Annotated in this window: 12 protein-coding genes and 1 riboswitch; all 12 genes read right to left on the bottom strand. The window is 42.6% G+C overall.

Annotation, left to right across the window (positions count from 1 at the left end):
- Positions 1–55: 55 nt before the first annotated feature.
- The 12 genes from lpdA to purM all read right to left on the bottom strand — a co-directional run bounded on the left by lpdA (position 56) and on the right by purM (position 16967).
- Positions 56–1462 (bottom strand): dihydrolipoyl dehydrogenase, encoded by a 1407-nt coding sequence (gene lpdA, locus IGK63_RS06810; protein WP_005230052.1) that lies wholly within the window; start codon positions 1460–1462, stop codon positions 56–58.
- A 7-nt stretch (positions 1463–1469) separates the two neighbouring features.
- The gene (locus tag IGK63_RS06805) at positions 1470–3116 is read right to left on the bottom strand and encodes a dihydrolipoyllysine-residue acetyltransferase (protein WP_005236379.1); all 1647 of its coding nucleotides are present in this window, start codon (positions 3114–3116) and stop codon (positions 1470–1472) included.
- A gap of 25 nt (positions 3117–3141) precedes the next feature.
- A complete protein-coding gene (locus tag IGK63_RS06800) occupies positions 3142–4119 on the bottom strand; it encodes an alpha-ketoacid dehydrogenase subunit beta (protein ID WP_005230047.1) in 978 nt (325 codons plus the stop codon).
- Between the two features lie 2 nt (positions 4120–4121).
- Positions 4122–5231 carry a pyruvate dehydrogenase (acetyl-transferring) E1 component subunit alpha gene (gene pdhA, locus IGK63_RS06795; protein WP_005231936.1) on the bottom strand — a complete coding sequence of 370 codons (1110 nt, stop codon included), beginning with the start codon at positions 5229–5231 and terminating at the stop codon, positions 4122–4124.
- Positions 5232–5665: 434 nt separating this feature from the next.
- The gene (gene mgtA / locus IGK63_RS06790) at positions 5666–8257 is read right to left on the bottom strand and encodes a magnesium-translocating P-type ATPase (RefSeq protein ID WP_005236382.1); all 2592 of its coding nucleotides are present in this window, start codon (positions 8255–8257) and stop codon (positions 5666–5668) included.
- Positions 8258–8444: 187 nt separating this feature from the next.
- Positions 8445–8616: riboswitch (M-box (ykoK) riboswitch) on the bottom strand.
- Between the two features lie 398 nt (positions 8617–9014).
- Positions 9015–10115 (bottom strand): non-hydrolyzing UDP-N-acetylglucosamine 2-epimerase, encoded by a 1101-nt coding sequence (wecB, locus tag IGK63_RS06785; protein ID WP_034872223.1) that lies wholly within the window; start codon positions 10113–10115, stop codon positions 9015–9017.
- A 122-nt stretch (positions 10116–10237) separates the two neighbouring features.
- The gene (gene guaC, locus IGK63_RS06780; RefSeq protein ID WP_080555199.1) at positions 10238–11215 is read right to left on the bottom strand and encodes a GMP reductase; all 978 of its coding nucleotides are present in this window, start codon (positions 11213–11215) and stop codon (positions 10238–10240) included.
- 210 nt (positions 11216–11425) lie between these two features.
- A complete protein-coding gene (locus IGK63_RS06775; RefSeq protein WP_016613336.1) occupies positions 11426–12340 on the bottom strand; it encodes an aldo/keto reductase in 915 nt (304 codons plus the stop codon).
- Positions 12341–12508: 168 nt separating this feature from the next.
- Positions 12509–13795 carry a phosphoribosylamine--glycine ligase gene (gene purD, locus IGK63_RS06770; protein WP_016613335.1) on the bottom strand — a complete coding sequence of 429 codons (1287 nt, stop codon included), beginning with the start codon at positions 13793–13795 and terminating at the stop codon, positions 12509–12511.
- A 16-nt stretch (positions 13796–13811) separates the two neighbouring features.
- Entirely contained in the window at positions 13812–15347 is a 1536-nt protein-coding gene (gene purH, locus IGK63_RS06765) for a bifunctional phosphoribosylaminoimidazolecarboxamide formyltransferase/IMP cyclohydrolase (RefSeq protein ID WP_016613333.1), read from the bottom strand.
- A complete protein-coding gene (purN, locus tag IGK63_RS06760) occupies positions 15340–15924 on the bottom strand; it encodes a phosphoribosylglycinamide formyltransferase (RefSeq protein ID WP_016613332.1) in 585 nt (194 codons plus the stop codon). The genes purH and purN overlap by 8 nt, the downstream gene beginning before the upstream one ends.
- The gene (gene purM, locus IGK63_RS06755; protein ID WP_016613331.1) at positions 15921–16967 is read right to left on the bottom strand and encodes a phosphoribosylformylglycinamidine cyclo-ligase; all 1047 of its coding nucleotides are present in this window, start codon (positions 16965–16967) and stop codon (positions 15921–15923) included. Before purM ends, purN begins: the two co-directional genes overlap by 4 nt.
- Positions 16968–17054 lie beyond the last annotated feature (87 nt).

The raw sequence follows: 17054 nt of genomic DNA, 5'->3' as shown, positions 1-17054 counted from the left end.
TATTTTTGGTGATAAAAAAACTCGTTCACCAAATGATGAACGAGTTTCAAAAAGCTTAAATGTGGATTGGTAAACCTAGAGCTAACTCAGCAGCATCCATTGTGATCTCACCTAGAGATGGATGTGGATGGATGGTTAACGCGATATCTTCTGCGTTCATGCCAGATTCAATAGCAAGAGCAAGTTCTGAAACCATATCGCTTGCTCCTAAACCAGCAATTTGCGCACCGATGATCACATTGTCTTCAACCGTTGTTACTAAGCGAATGAATCCTTCGGTTTTTCCTAGAGATAACGCACGACCGTTACCTGAGAATGGGAATTTGAATGCTTTTGCTTCAATTCCAGCATCCTTGGCATCTTTGATGGTCATTCCGACAGAAGCCAATTCTGGGTCAGTAAAGGCAACTGCAGGCATCGCTTTGTAATCAACAGCAACTTTTTTGCCAGAGATTGCTTCAGCAGCGATTTTTGCTTCGTAGCTGGCTTTATGTGCTAATGCAGCACCAGGAACGATATCACCAATTGCGTAGATGTTTGATACGTTGGTACGGCCTTGTTTGTCAACCGTGATCAATCCGCGTTCGCCTACTTCAACACCTGCTTGTTCCAAGCCCATGTCATCAGTATTTGGACGACGGCCAACAGTAACCATCACGTAATCAGCAGTAACTGATTCTTCTTTACCATCTACGGCATATTTCACAGTTACGCTATCGCCATTGTCAATTGCTTCTTTCGCCATTGCGTTGGTAACGACTGTTACACCTTTTTTCGCAAAGTCTTCTTCAACCAATTTGACCATGTCTTTTTCATAGGTTGGCAAGATTTGAGGAGAACCTTCAAGGATCGTTACTTCTGCACCTAGGTTTGCATACGCTGCACCTAGTTCAGAACCGATGACACCGCCACCGATAACAACGAATTTTTTAGGAACTTCTTTTAATGCCAATCCGCCAGTTGAATCAAGGACACGTCCGCCGAATTTGAAACCAGGGATTTCAATTGGACGAGAACCTGTTGCGATGATTGCATTATTGAAAGAGTAAGTTTGTGCTGAATCTGGGTGGATGACACGCAATGTGTGATCATCAACGAAGAAAGCTTCTCCTTCAATTGTTTCAACTTTATGTTTTTTCAATAGGAAACCAACACCAGAAGTTAACGTTTTAACGACTTTGTTGTCTTTCCATTCTTGTGTTTTGGTAAAATCAAGGGAAACATTTTCACTTGTTACACCAAACATTGTTGAATCCAAAGATTCTTGGTAATGATGACCTGCAGCGATCAAAGCTTTTGAAGGGATACAACCAACGTTTAAACAAACGCCGCCGATGTATTCTCTTTCAATGATTGCTACTTTTTGTCCCATTTCAGCAGCGCGGATGGCAGCTACATAGCCGCCAGGTCCCGCACCGATTACAACTGTATCTAATTCAACAGCAAAATCTCCAACTACCATTTGTTAATCATCCTTCCATCATTAATAGCTCTGGATCAGCTAATAGACGTTTGATATTATTCATTGCTTGTTGCGCTGTTGCGCCATCAACGATACGGTGGTCGAAGCTTAATGAAAGTTTCATCACACGTCCGACAACGATTTCGCCTTCAGCGTTTACGATTGGTTGTTGCGCGATCGTACCTACACCCAAAATAGCTACTTCAGGGTAGTTGATTACTGGTGTGAACCAGCCGCCACCAACTGAACCGATGTTACTGATCGTGATGGTACCGTTACGCATATCATCTGCAGCTAATTTGCCGTCATGAGCAAGTTTTGCTTTTTCGTTGATTTCATCAGCGATAGCAAACATGCCTTTACGATCTGCATCTTTTACGTTTGGTACATACAAACCATGGTCAGTATCTGTTGCGATACCGATGTTGTAATAGTTTTTGTATACGATCTCTTGTTTTGCATCATCGATCGACGCATTCAAGATAGGGAATTTTTTCACTGTTGCAGTCAATGCTTTTACAACATATGGTAAGAAAGTAAGTTTTGTGCCGTTTGCAGCAGCAACTTCTTTGAATTTCTTACGATTATCCCATAGGTTTGTTACTTCAACTTCATCATGCAAGGTTACATGAGGTGCTGTTTGTTTGCTGTTTACCATCGCTTTAGCGATTGCTTTACGTGTAGGTGTTAAGGCAACACGTTCTTCTAAATCACCTAAGTTTGATTTGAAGGCTTTTGCTGGAGCTGCTGGTTTGCTTTCAGTTGCTGCAGCTTTTGTTTCTTCTTTCGCAGGAGCTTGAGTTTCAGCTTTTGCAGCTTGTCCGCCACCTGATAGGAAGTTTTCGATGTCTTCTTTTGTTACACGTCCGCCTTTGCCTGTTGCAGATACTTGGGAAATATCCACATCTTTTTCGCGAGCGAATTGACGGACAGAAGGCATAGCCAAGACACGTTTGTTAGGATCTGCTGCTTCAACAACACTTGCTGAACCAGAAGTTTCCACTTTTTCTTTTGGTGCTTCTGCAGGTGCGCTTGATGAAGCAGGCGCACTGTTGTGACCAGGTGCGTCGATTTCAACTAAAACATCACCAACATTTGCAACTGTTCCTTCAGCAACAACGATGTTTTTCACTGTTCCTGTTACTGGAGATGGGATTTCTTCGACTGATTTGTCGTTTTGAACTTCAAGCAACGTATCGTCTTCATTGATGGTATCTCCTGCTTTAACGAACCATTTTACGATTTCGCCTTCTGCAATTCCTTCACCGATATCTGGTAATTTGAATTGGAAAACGCCTGCGCCTTCAGAAGAACCAGCTGATGCTTCAGCCGTTTCCGTTGTAGGTTCTGCTGCTGGTTTTGCTGGTGTTTGAGACTCTGCTGCTACACCTGCATCGCCTTCGTTGTCTTCATGTCCTGGTGCATCGATCTCAACAAGGACATCTCCAACGTTTGCGACTGTACCTTCAGGGACAACGATGTTTTTCACTGTTCCTGTTACTGGAGATGGAATTTCTTCCACTGATTTATCATTTTGAACTTCTAGTAAGGTATCATCTTCATTGATGGTATCCCCTGCTTTGACGAACCATTTTACGATTTCGCCTTCTGCAATTCCTTCACCGATATCCGGTAATTTAAATTGAAATGCCATTTTCTATTCTTCCCTTCTTCAACTATTAAAAGTTCACGATTTCTTTCACTTTGTCTTCGATGTCTTTTGCATTTGGCAACCAAATGTTTTCAGCTTGACCGAATGGGAAGATCGTATCTGGTGCAGACACGCGTCCGATTGGAGCTTCTAGTGATAGAACCGCACGTTCAGAAATTTCAGAAACGACTTGAGCGCCAACACCTGCTTGTTTTTGTGCTTCTTGAACGACAACCACACGACCAGTTTTTTCAACTGATTTGATGATCGTTTCAACATCAAGGGGAGCAACTGTACGCAAGTCGATAATTTCAGCGTTGATGTTTTCTTTCGCTAAGTTGTCAGCAGCTTTGATTGCTTCACGAACCATTGCACCATAAGTGATGATTGAAACATCAGAACCTTCACGAGTTACTGCTGCTTTGTCTAAAGGAACTTCGTATGCTTCTTCTGGCACTTCTTCACGGAATGAACGGTAAAGTTTCATGTGCTCTAAGAAAACAACTGGGTCATTGCTGCGGATAGAAGCAATCAATAATCCTTTTGCATCATATGGGTTTGATGGAATAACGACACGGATACCAGGTGATTGAGCGATCAATCCTTCCAAGTTATCTGAGTGCAATTCTGGTGTGTGCACACCGCCACCAAATGGTGAACGAATAGTGATTGGTAAATTACGTGTACCACCCATACGGTAACGAGTACGCGCCATTTGACCAACGATTTCGTCAAATGTTTCAAATACGAAACCAAAGAATTGGATTTCTGGAACTGGACGGAAACCTTCTAATGCTAAACCGAAAGCCAAGCCGCCGATACCAGATTCAGCAAGAGGGGTATCGAAGACACGATCTTCGCCGAATTTTTCTTGTAAACCTTCTGTTGCACGGAAAACCCCGCCGTTTTTACCGACATCTTCACCAAAGACTAAAATCTCTTTGTCATTTTCCATTTCAACAGCTAAGGCATCTGTAATTGCTTGAATCATTGTTTTTTGTGCCATGACTATTTCGACTCCTTCGCTTCGTAAGTTGCAATTTGTTCTTTAATGTTTTGTGGTTGTACTTCAAACATGTTTTTCAAGAAATCTGAAACTTTTTGTTTTGGCACGCGGTCCGCTTCAGCGATCGCTGCTTTGATTTCTTCTTTTGTTTGTTCAATGACTTGTTCTTCTTTTTCTTCAGACCAAAGTCCTTTTTCAGTTAGGTAAGTACGGAAACGTACCAATGGATCTTTTTGTTGCCATTCGCTGTCCATGTCTTTTGAACGGTAACGGGTTGGATCATCACCAGACAATGTATGTGGACCGTAACGGTAAGTCAAGGTTTCAATCAATACAGGACCGTTGCCGTTTGCTGCCCATTCACGAGCTGCTTTAGAAACATAGTACACTGCCAATGGATCCATACCGTCAACTTGGATACCAGGGATCCCAGCTGCTGCAGCTTTTTGTGCCAATGTTGGTGCCGCACTTTGTACTTCACGAGGTGTAGAGATCGCAAAACCATTGTTTTGGATATAGAATACAGCGTTTGCATGGTAAGCCCCTGCAAAGTTGATTGCTTCATAGAAGTCCCCTTGTGAAGAACCGCCATCACCTGTATAAGTGAATACAACATTTTTCTTGTTGCGTTTTTTCAATCCTAAAGCAACGCCGGCTGCTTGGACGTATTGTGCACCAATAATGATTTGTGGTGGCAATGCTTTTAAATCTTCTGGATAAAGGTTCCCAGCAACGTGGCCACGTGACCATAAGAAAGCTTCTTTCAATGGCAGACCGTGTTGGATCAATTGTGGTACATCACGGTAACCAGGTAATAAAACGTCTTCTTTTTCAAAAGCAAATTGACTTGCTAATTGGCTTGCTTCTTGTCCAGCAGTTGGCGCGAAGAAACCTAGACGACCTTGACGGTTTAACGCAGTTGAGCGTTGGTCTAATACACGAGACCATACCATACGAGTCATCAATTCAACTAATTCGTCGTCACTTAAATCTGGTACTAACTCTTGATTTACAATTTTCCCGTCTTTGTCCAAAGCTTGGTAAGTTGGAAAATCCGCATTGACTTGCTCCAAAATCGCTTGGAAATCAAGTGCTTTTTGTTTTTTTGCCATCTTGACACACTTTCCTCTCTGATATAAAAATTCACTTTCGTATGTAACAGGGTTTAAATCTGTACTATCGAAATTTCATTTACTCTTATAAATTATCATTTAACTTCGAAAATGACAAGTGAAAAGGGTATTTTTTTTAATAAAAGAATTCCCACTGTAGCAACTCTTAAGAAAACATTAGTGAAATTAATCACATTAAAGCAATCGCTTTCTTCAATTTTTTCTTTTCAGATTCTTTTTTTTATTTAAGAATAGTACAGCATCCACCATTCCGCTAAACAGATTTATCATTAACCTCCTTTTATCACTTGTGAAGGATTCGACTTGAATCAAAGAGAAATTTCTTAATATGAGAAAAAAATAATACAGAGAACGGATAAAAAGAAACAGATCGGCGATTCTCCCCCTGTTAGGAAGAACGCCGACCTGTTTTTTTAAATCCATTCTCTCGTGACATGAATGTAAATGCGTTTCGCAAACTCAACTGTTACTAAATAAGCTAGATTGATACCGACATACCATGGCCAGTAACTTGATGGCAGTGCTGCAAAATCAAAGACGGTATGCAATGGCGTCAAGATGACCAAGAAGCCAACTGCAATCGCTAGAACACTTGAAATCAAAACTGCAGGTGATGCGATACTTTTGATAAATGGTAATTTTCTCGTTCTGATCATGTGAACGACTAAGGTTTGTGTCGTCAAGCCAATCATAAACCATCCTGCTTGGAACAAGGCTTGCTCTTGGATGGTATTTGCACTAAAGACATGCCACATCATAAAGAAAGTCAAAATATCGAAGATGCTGCTGACAGGTCCAATGCCGACGGTAAACTTCAATAGTCCACCCACTTGCCATTTAACTGGTTTTTCTAACTCTTCTTTATCTACGTTGTCCCATGGGATCGTCAATTGGGCCATATCGTACACCAAGTTTTGAACCAACAGTTGAATGGACAACATTGGTAAGAAAGGTAAAAAGGCACTAGCAACTAAGATCGAGAACACATTCCCGAAATTCGAACTCAAAGTCATTTTGATGTACTTCATCATATTGGTAAATACTTTGCGGCCTTCGATGACCCCTTTATCAAGGACATTCAAACTTTTTTCTAATAAAATGATCGAGCTGGCATCTTTGGTGATATCTGCTGCGGTATCAACCGAGATACCAACATCTGCCGTACGTAAAGCAGGCGCGTCGTTGATGCCATCTCCCATAAAGCCGACCGTATGGCCTGCCGCTTGAATGGTTTCAATGATTCGGGATTTTTGCATTGGATTTAATTTTGCAAACAGATTAGTTTTTGCAGCTTTCTCTGCTAACTCTTCATCTGACAGATGATCTATATCGGTTCCTAACAAATATTCATCTGCATCAATACCAACATCTCGACAAACTTTTTGTGCAACGATCGCATTATCTCCCGTTAACACTTTGACATTGATGCCATGACCGTGTAAAGAAGCAATCGCTGTTTTTGCTGTTTCTTTTGCTGGATCTAAGAAGCCCATAAAGCCAATCATGATCATATCTTGTTCATCTTCTACAGAATAAACGGCATCTGCGTGGGCATCTCGTTTTACAGCAACAGTCAATACGCGCATTCCTTGTTTGTTCAAGCGCAAATTCACTTGACGCAATTGTTTTCTCAATTGAGGAGTCAATTCCATCACTTTGCCATCAACTTCTACGTACTTGCAGACTTGTTCCATTTCCTCGGCGGCACCTTTAGTGACCATCAGTTGATGACCATCTGCATTGACAACAACCGTCAAGCGGCGACGTGAGAAGTCAAACGGAATCTCATCGATTTTTGTCACATCGTTAAATGGCGCTGCCAAGCCTTCTTCTTCATAGTAGTTTAAGACAGCAATATCCATCAGGTTTTTCCACCCTGTTTGATAGTAAGAATTTAAATACGTCATATCAAGGACTTGTTTATCTTCTACGCCAAATGGGTTTAAATGCTGTACCAGTACAACACGATCTTCGGTGATCGTACCCGTTTTATCGGTACATAGTACATCCATTGCACCTAAGTTTTGAATCGAAGGCAATTCTTTGACGATCACTTTTTCTTTTGATAAAGAGATCGCCCCTTTGGCTAAGTTACTGGTGACGATCATTGGTAGCATTTCTGGCGTCAAACCAACTGCTACTGCAATCGCGAAGAACAACGCTTCGCCCCAATCACCCTTGGTCAAACCATTGATCAGTAAAACGATTGGGAAAAGAACCATGACCATTCGCAACAATAGCTTGCTGACTTTTGTTAAGCCATCTTCAAAGGTTGTTTTACCCCGTTTCGTCGTCGCATTTTTGGCAATATCACCGAAGAAAGTACTTTGACCGGTTTTCAAAATAATGGCTTTTCCTTGACCACTTAAGACATCGGTACCCATGAAAACAAGATCTTGCATATCTAGTGCAGAAATTTGTTCATCGCTTTCTTTGATCCCAGCATCGACAAATTTTTCAACTGGCATTGATTCGCCTGTTAATGAAGATTGATTGATAAATAAATCTTTGGTCCAAATCAAGATCGCATCCGCAGGAATCATATCGCCGGTTGCTAAGGTGACGATGTCTCCTGGAACGACTTCATCCATTGGAATTTCTCTCGTGATTCCATCTCGAGTGACGGAACAAGTATTTTCAATAAGTTCTTTTAACGCTAAGCTTGCTTTTTGGGAACGGTATTCTTGGACGAAAGTAATCATGACACTGGCTAAAATCATGATTCCCATCACGATCACTGCTTCAATATCGCCTGTTACAAAAGAAATAACCATTAATAATGCCAAAACTAACACAAAAGGATCTTTGAAAGCACCTAGGATCATCAACCAAGCAGGTGTTGGTTTTTGCGCATCCACTTTGTTTGGACCGTACTCTGCCAAACGTTCTGCAGCATCTTCTTCCGATAGCCCTTGGAAGGATGTCCGCATTTCCATCAGCAGTTCTCTTTCGGTCAATTTTGCCAGTAATTTTAGTTCTTGATCTTTCGATAGTTTTTTTAACATCTTTTTTTCCTCCTAGCACTTAGGAGTTGCTTACGCCACCCCTAGCGATTCGATAATTACTCCGCTGTTTCATCTGGGGACTGGGGTATTCCATGTGAATCTTCCTTTCTTTTTATTAGGTAAGTCACTGTGGAACATGCGTAAAAGACACAAAAAAACGCACGCTCCCAATAAGCATGCGTAAAAAACTCATGATCATTGTAGAGCTTTAGCACTATAGGGCGTAGATAGCAAATCTGCTATCAGCTACTTTGGGTTTAACCTTCACGATTAGACCTGTCCTACCAACTAAGTATCTCTCGATACTTTTGCGGCAGCAGCTTGTGTCCATATAGGAGCCTCACCTAACAATTATTTGTATAAAATGTCAGTTCGCCGGAAGTCTATCTTCCAACTACCCACATAATAACTGCTATCCTAGCCAATGTCAACCGCAACAATGGAAAAAAGCACCCTTTTTTCATAGATTTTCGTTGGTTTTCAAATGAAAGGTCTTACAATAAAATAACAACGTTAAAGAACTGGTGTGATTTTATATGTGACAAAACTTTTTTTACACGAACAGATAGAGAGAAATCCTCTCAGGGCAAAACCCAGAATTCATCAAGTCACTTCGGCTATCCCATTGAAGGAGAGAATGTAATAAATTTCCGAACTCGAATAAAAAATAGACAGCCATTTAAATAAACAGCTGCCTATTTCTCTTTCACATCCGATTCTGAAAAATGATTTTTTCGGTATTCTTTCGATCTAGCTCTCACGAAAAATGATCTGCTAAAATTTTCAAGATTCGCCGACTAGCTTTCCCATCGCCATAGGGATTTTCTGCATGTGCCATGGCATTGTAAGCTTCTGGATCCTCTAGTAGTCGCTTCGTTTCTTGATAAACCGCAGCTTCAGACGTACCGATCAGTTTTAACGTACCTGCAGCAATTCCTTCTGGGCGCTCTGTTGTATCTCGCAAGACCAAAACAGGAACGCCTAACGACGGTGCTTCTTCTTGGACACCACCAGAATCCGTCAAAATCAATGTGCTTTGATTGGCAACATTGTGAAAATCAATGACATCTAAAGGCTCAATCAGCGTGACATTTTCTAGTTCCCCAAGTATCTCCATAGCAATCCCTCGGACTTGAGGATTTTTATGCATAGGAAAAACCACTTTGATGGTTGGTTTCTCCTTAGCGATCTTCGCTAAAGCGCGGAAGACTTGCTTCATCGGAACACCTAAGTTCTCGCGACGGTGCATTGTCAGAAGAATCATGGTTTTATCTGCTGCAGAAAGTTCTGGATGCTGATAGTCCTCCGAGATCGTATAACGCATCGCATCAATGGCGGTATTTCCCGTTACAAAAATTGCAGCTTTATTGCGATTTTCCGCTAATAAATTTTCTTTGCTTTGGACAGTTGGCGCAAAATAAAAATCCGCTAATACATCGATCAGCTGACGATTGGCTTCCTCCGGATAAGGAGATTTTTTGTTCCATGTACGCAAACCGGCTTCCACATGCCCCACAGGAATCTGCTGATAGAAAGCTGCCGTCGCGGCTGCATAAGCTGTGGTCGTATCCCCGTGAACGAGTACGATATCAGGGGTTTCCTTTTGCAAGATAGGTTCCAGATCCAGCAAAACTTTGGTAGTGATTCCTGTCAAAGTTTGCCCTAAAGTCATAATATCCAGATCATAATCTGGTATGATTTCAAAAACCGTTAAAACTTGATCCAACATTTCTCGATGCTGCGCCGTCACCACAACGATCGATTCAAAACGCGGGTCGTTTTCCAATTCCTTTACTAGTGGCGCCATTTTGATGGCTTCCGGTCTGGTACCGAACACAGACATCACTTTGATTGTCATTTGGTCACCCGCTCCTCTACTTCTCATTGCTTCTATTATAACGAAGAAAACAGAAAAACAAAATGGTTGTTCCAACAAAAAAAAGAAACGACCGCTAAAAGGCCGTTTCTTCAGTATCCAGCTTAAATAGTATCTCCATTGAAAATCGAATTTTTCACGATTACGTAATCCACTTTACGAATCGATTCTAAATCTTTTCCACCTGCATAAGAGATCGATGACTGCAAGTCTTGCTGCATTTCAACTAACGTATCTTTTAAAGAACCTTTGTATTGAATCCAAATTTTCTTTCCTTCTACGTTTTTCTTTTCACCTTTTTGAAATTCTGATGCAGAACCAAAGTATTCTTTCATTACAACGCCATTTTCTACCTTGGTTTCCCCTGGTGATTCTTCATGCCCAGCAAACAATGAACCGATCATGACCATGGTTGCACCAAAGCGGACAGATTTAGCGATATCGCCGTGTGTCCGAATGCCACCATCTGCAATGATTGGTTTGCGAGCAGCTTTGGCACACCAGCGTAATGCTGCCAATTGCCATCCGCCAGTCCCGAAACCAGTTTTGATTTTTGTGATACAAACTTTCCCTGGTCCAATACCGACTTTTGTTGCATCTGCGCCAGCGTTTTCCAATTCACGAACTGCTTCTGGCGTTCCAACATTTCCAGCGATCACAAACGTTGCTGGTAAATGCTTCTTGATGTGTTGAATCATATTGATCACGGCGTTTGAGTGACCATGGGCAATATCGATCGTGATAAAATCAGGAACAAGCTCTTTCTCAGCTAGTTCTTCTACAAAGGCATATTCATTTTCTTTGACACCCACGCTGATTGAACTAATCAAGCCGCGGCTTTTCATTTTTTTGATGAATGGAATCCGTGCTTCTTCATCAAAGCGGTGCATAATATAAAAATAGCCATTTTCAGCTAAAAATTCTGCGATTGAATCATCAATAATTGTTTGCATATTTGCAGGAACAACAGGCATTTTAAACGAGTGTCCGCCTAATGTCACCGTGGTATCACATTCTGAACGGCTGTTCACGATACACTTGTTAGGAATCAGTTGTATATCTTCGTAATCAAAAACTTTCATGTCAAACATAAAAATATCCTCCAAATCTTACTAAGAGTGAAGCAAGCATCAAATGGCATCAGCCTATTTTTAACGCCCACAACAATTTAAACCACCTGGAAATGAAATACAAGCTTTTTAGAAATACTTTTTGAAAAAAAAGGATGAATGTTCGTCTTTCGCGAACATTCATCCTTATAACAACTGAATAAAACGGAATTTACGTATAAATTAAGGCAATATGTTCCCTGCTGCTTTATACACTTCATACCATTCATGGCGGGTCAATACGATCGAAGAAGCTTGCGCAATTTCTTCAATTCGATGTGGGGTCATCGTTCCGGCAATCACTTGCATATTTGCTGGATGACGTAAGATCCACGCAGATGCGATGCCAGTCGGCGTTGTTTGATACTTGTTCGCTAGTTCGGTTAATTTTTCGTTTAACTCTGGGAATTTCTCGTTACCGATAAAGACCCCTTCAAAGAAACCATACTGATACGGAGACCAAGCTTGGATCGTCATCTCATGCAAACGAGAATATTCCAAAATTTCTCCATCATGGTCGACACTGCCAGCATCCGTCATATTGACATGAATCCCTTGATCGATCATCCCTGTATGCATGATCCCGAATTGCAGTTGATTCGCTACTAAAGGTTGCGAAACATATTTTTTCAATAGCTCGATTTGACCAGGTTTTTGATTGCTGACACCGAAGTATTTCACTTTACCGTCTTTTTCTAATTGGTCAAAGGCTGCTGCCACTTCTTCTGGTTCAAACAAAGTGTCAGGGCGATGCAATAATAACGCATCTAAATGATCAGTTTTCAATCGTTGCAAACTACCTTCCACAGAAGAGATAATATGCTCTTTCGAAAAATCAAACATTTCACCTGGAACGATGCCGCATTTTGATTGAATAAACAAATCTTCTCTTTTAGCTGCCGTTTTTGCTAAAGCTTCTGCAAAAATCGTTTCACATTCACCGCGACCATAAATATCCGCATGGTCAAAGAAGGTAATGTCATTTTCAATCGCAGTCGTCAAGACCTTCACAGGATCTTTGGCATTGTTGATTCGCATCAATCCTAAAATCACGCTGGATACTTCTAAATCAGTGGGACCGAATTTAATTTTTTTCACGTAAAGTTCCTCCTTATTTAAACTACATTCCTATTTTATCACAACAAGATGAAAACGCTATACCAACGTCAAAAAAACCTCCCATAAAACGAAAACCACCAGCACAACCGATTGGTTCTACTGGCAGCCCTCCTTTTTTTCAGGTTGTGTTATGCACAGAAATATTCTTTACTTCATCGCCTTTGATGAGTTGCTATATTGCAAGGCTTTATCGCCGATATCGTTTCGGTAATATAAGCCAGATAAAGACAACCTGCTGATTGCTTCATAGACGTTCTTTTGTGCAGCAGCTAAATTCTCAGCTGATGCTTCCACAAGAAAAACGCGCCCACCAGCTGCCGTCAAACCACCTTGGTCGGCAGCTTCATCCACTCCTGCATAAAAGAATTGCGTTCCTTCTCCTTCTGGGCTTGGGACAGGCATTCCTTGCTGATACTTGCCTGGATATCCTTGAGAGGCAATCACGACACCGATCGAAGCCGATTGATTCCATTGGATCGTAGGTACTTGGTCCTGTAAGAGATCATCAATGATCTGGGCTAGACTGCTTTCTAAGCGACTTAGCACGACTTGTGTTTCTGGATCGCCAAAACGCGCATTGAATTCGATGACTTTCGGTCCATCATTGGTAGCAATCAGACCTGCATAGAGAATCCCCGTAAACGGTGTATTGTTGCGAATCATCCCTTTTGCTGCAGGAAGTAAAACTTCTGCTACCGCTTGATCGACCATTTCTTGCGGAATCTGCGGTACCGGCGTATAAGCCCCCATACCTCCTGTATTCGGACCTAAATCGCCATCGAAGGCACGTTTATGGTCTTGGGCAATGACCATTGGATAGACGGCTTCGCCCTTCACAAATGCCAATAGCGAAAACTCCTCGCCAGCCAAAAACTCTTCGATCACCACTTTTGCACCACTTTCACCGAAAGCATTTTGCTCCAGCATCGCTTCGACTGCTGCGTTTGCTTCTTCAATGGTTTCCGCGACAACCACGCCTTTGCCCGCCGATAAACCATCTGCTTTGATGACGATTGGCGCACCTTTACGTTGGATATAGGCTTTTGCCTGGGCACTATCTGTAAAGCTTTGATAGTCTGCTGTTGGAATGTGATTGGTTCGCATCAATTCTTTGGCAAACTCTTTTGATCCTTCAATCATCGCTGCTTGGCGATTGGGGCCAAAAATTTCCAAGCCCGCCCCCTGAAAATCATCTACGATGCCATTTAGCAACGGAACTTCCGGACCAACGAAGGTCCAATCAACCTCCTGCTCTTGAGCAAAAGCAATTAGGCTTTCATGATCGGACTCTTCAATTGCGACTGTCTTGATCCCGTCTTTTCGCATACCGGGATTGCCCTTCGCACAAAAGACTGTTTCCACTTGAGGATCCTGCAGAAACTTTTTTGCGACGGCATGCTCTCTACCGCCACTACCAATAACAAGTATTTTCATCGTCTTCTCCTATTTCTTAGTGTTTAAAATGACGAACACCAGTAAAGACCATCGCCACACCGTATTTATCTGCCATGTCGATCGACTCTTGATCTTTGATACTGCCACCTGGTTGAATAATCGCTTTGATTCCTTGTTGCGCTGCATATTCAACACTGTCATCCATTGGGAAAAAGGCGTCGCTTGCCAGCACTGAACCAGTCAATTTGTTGTTTTCACGGGCTTGTTCGACGGCGATTTTCACCGAACCCACGCGGTTCATTTGACCAGCGCCGATCCCGACGGTTTGCTGTTGATTGGCTAAAACGATGGCATTAGATTTCACGTGTTTCACTGCTTTCCAAGCAAAAGCCAAAGCTGCGATTTCTTCTGGTGTCGGCTTTCTCTTTGTCACCACGGTCCAATCTTCTGGTGTTTCCATTTGATCATCTGGTTCTTGCACTAATAAGCCCCCAAGGACAGAGACAACTTCTGGCTGTTTGGCTGCTTTCTGGAAATCAACAACCAGCAGGCGTAGATTTTTTTTCTTCGTTAAGATTTCTAGTGCTTCTTCTTCAAATGCAGGTGCAATGATGATTTCAAGAAAAATTCGCTGCAGTTGCTCCGCAGTTGCCACATCAACTGGACGATTCAAAACAATGATCCCGCCAAAAATCGACACTGGGTCTGCTTCGTAAGCTTCTTGGAAAGCTTCAGCAATCGTTTCTCCACTTCCGATTCCACATGGATTCATGTGCTTTAGGGCTACCGCAGTTGGCTCTGTAAATTCTTCTGCGATCCGTAAGGCAGCGTCAGCATCTTTAATGTTGTTGTAAGACAATTCTTTGCCGTGGATTTGTTTTGCGCTGGCAATCGAATAGGGCACGGGTAATGCATCTTGATAGAAGGAAGCTTTCTGATGACTATTTTCACCATAACGCAATGTTTGTTTCAAAACATAGGTTTTCGTCAAGGTCTCTGTTTCTGTTTCAGCCACCGCTTTGGTCAAGTATTCACCAATCAAGGCATCGTAAGCGGCGGTATGGCGGAAGACTTTGGCAGCTAATTTCTTTCTTGATGCCAACGTCGTATTGCCTTCCTTCAGCTCAGTTAAAACCCAGTCGTAATCCTCGGGATCAACGACAACAGTTACTGAGGCATGATTTTTCGCCGCAGAACGTAGCATACTTGGTCCGCCGATGTCGATATTTTCGATTGCGTCGGCTTCTGTGACGTCAAGCTTACTGATGGTTTCTTTAAATGGATAAAGATTGACGACAACAAGGTCGATCGGTAAAATGCCATGCTCAGCCATTGCCTCCATATGAGAAGGCAGATCACGCCGTCCTAACAGACCACCATGCACCCGTGGATGTAGCGTCTTGACCCTACCATCCATCATTTCAGGAAATTCTGTGACCGCTTCGATGCCGATCGGTTGAAGCCCCGCTTGTTCCAAGGCCGTTTTTGTCCCGCCAGTTGAGATAATCTCAAATCCTAAATTGGTCAATTCTTGGACAAATGGTACGAGTCCTTCTTTGTCAGACACACTGATTAATGCACGTTTATTCACGATTCGATAGCCCCTTTTCCACGATTTCAGCTAAAACAGCTGGATAGATTTGATGTTCTACTTGATGAATTTTTTCTGTCACATTTGCTAATGTATCGTCGGTGTCGATCCGAACGATTTCTTGGGCAATGATTGGCCCTGTGTCAATGCCGGCATCGACATAATGAACCGTCACTCCCGTCACTTTCACGCCGTAAGCGAAGGCATCGGCGATCCCAGATTTACCTGGGAAACTCGGCAACAAGGAGGGATGGATATTGATGACTCTGCCTTCATAAGCGGATAATAGAGTGTTGCCGATGATTCGCATATACCCTGCTAAAACAATAAAATCGATGGCATGATCCTGCAATTCTTCGATCAATTTATTTTCAAAGGCTGCTTTTGATGCAAATGCCGCTGGCTCTATGACAAGCGTTTCATAGTCTCTCGCGCGGGCTTTTTCTATTACTGGCGCTGTAGATTTATCGGAAAAGACCAATCCGATCTGCGCTCCTTTGATTTTATTTGCTTGGATCGCATCGGCGATTGCTGTAAAATTGCTGCCCGTTCCAGAAGCAAAGACGGCGATCCTCATCGGACTGCCTCTTTGAAGCAAACGGCTTCGTTGTTACGTTTGGTCACTTTACCGATCCGGTATGCTTGTTCTTCATTGGCGGATAGAAGTGCCATCACTGCCGCAACATTTTCTGGCGCAACGGCTAAGACCATACCGATACCCATATTGAAAATCTCGAACATTTCTTGATGAGGAATTGCGCCATGAGTAGCGATCAGATCAAATATTGGCAACTGCGGCCAAGTGTCTAAGGCGATTTCTGCCGCAAGTCCTTCAGGCAGCATCCGTGGGATATTTTCAACAAAGCCGCCACCAGTGATATGAGAAATTCCAGCTAACAATCCTTCTGTCAATAAAGGTTTCAGTGCATCAACGTAAATTCTCGTTGGCGTCAATAAACTTTCTGCAAGCGTTTGGTTACCAAGTTCCGCAAACGTTTCTGCTCCTGTATAGCCATGCTGTTCAAAAAAGATTTTTCTGACTAAAGAGTACCCATTGGAATGAATGCCTGAAGAAGGCAAACCAATCAGCTCATCGCCTTCTTTAATGGTTTCTCCAGTGATCAAGCGACTTTTTTCGACGATCCCTACGGCGAAACCAGCAAGATCATATTCTTCTGGCTGATACATCCCCGGCATCTCAGCGGTTTCCCCACCAATCAGGGCAGCCCCCGCTTGCACACAGCCCTCTGCGACACCAGCAATGATTTGTTCGATCTTTGCCGGATCGTTTTTACCAACTGCAACATAGTCAAGGAAGTAGATAGGTTCTGCCCCTTGAGCGACGATATCATTCACGCACATCGCGACGCAATCAATGCCGATCGTTGTGTGCTGTTCTTGTTGGATCGCCAACAAAAGCTTGGTTCCTACACCATCTGTCCCAGAAACGAGTACCGGTTCTTTCAATTGGTACGATGATAAGTCAAAACAGCCACCAAAGCCCCCGATTGCCCCCATCACGCCTAGCCGTTCTGTTCGTTTCACATGCTTTTTGATCCGTTCGACTACTTCATAACCGGCTTCGACATCGACACCGGCTTTTGCATATGCATTTGCCACGTTCGTTCCTCCTCAATCATTCATCCGCTTTTCTTCATTCAGCTCATTCGTCGTTAACGCAAGTAAACCAGCGGTCCTTCACTGCTT

Origin of the sequence: Enterococcus sp. AZ040 (assembly GCF_050499185.1) — a bacterium.
Lineage (GTDB): Bacteria > Bacillota > Bacilli > Lactobacillales > Enterococcaceae > Enterococcus_D > Enterococcus_D entomosocium.
Note: the sequence above shows the minus strand (reverse complement) of the source record. Positions and strands in the feature narration are given on the sequence as shown.

What these genes read in the sequence shown, in the direction of transcription:
- purD (WP_016613335.1), bottom strand. Translation starts at nt 13,795, where the DNA reads ATGAAAATACTTGTTATTGGTAGTGGCGGTAGAGAGCATGCCGTCGCA.
- purN (WP_016613332.1), bottom strand. Translation starts at nt 15,924, where the DNA reads ATGAGGATCGCCGTCTTTGCTTCTGGAACGGGCAGCAATTTTACAGCA.
- mgtA (WP_005236382.1), bottom strand. Translation starts at nt 8,257, where the DNA reads ATGTTAAAAAAACTATCGAAAGATCAAGAACTAAAATTACTGGCAAAA.
- guaC (WP_080555199.1), bottom strand. Translation starts at nt 11,215, where the DNA reads ATGAAAGTTTTTGATTACGAAGATATACAACTGATTCCTAACAAGTGT.
- IGK63_RS06800 (WP_005230047.1), bottom strand. Translation starts at nt 4,119, where the DNA reads ATGGCACAAAAAACAATGATTCAAGCAATTACAGATGCCTTAGCTGTT.
- pdhA (WP_005231936.1), bottom strand. Translation starts at nt 5,231, where the DNA reads ATGGCAAAAAAACAAAAAGCACTTGATTTCCAAGCGATTTTGGAGCAA.
- lpdA (WP_005230052.1), bottom strand. Translation starts at nt 1,462, where the DNA reads ATGGTAGTTGGAGATTTTGCTGTTGAATTAGATACAGTTGTAATCGGT.
- IGK63_RS06805 (WP_005236379.1), bottom strand. Translation starts at nt 3,116, where the DNA reads ATGGCATTTCAATTTAAATTACCGGATATCGGTGAAGGAATTGCAGAA.
- wecB (WP_034872223.1), bottom strand. Translation starts at nt 10,115, where the DNA reads ATGACAATCAAAGTGATGTCTGTGTTCGGTACCAGACCGGAAGCCATC.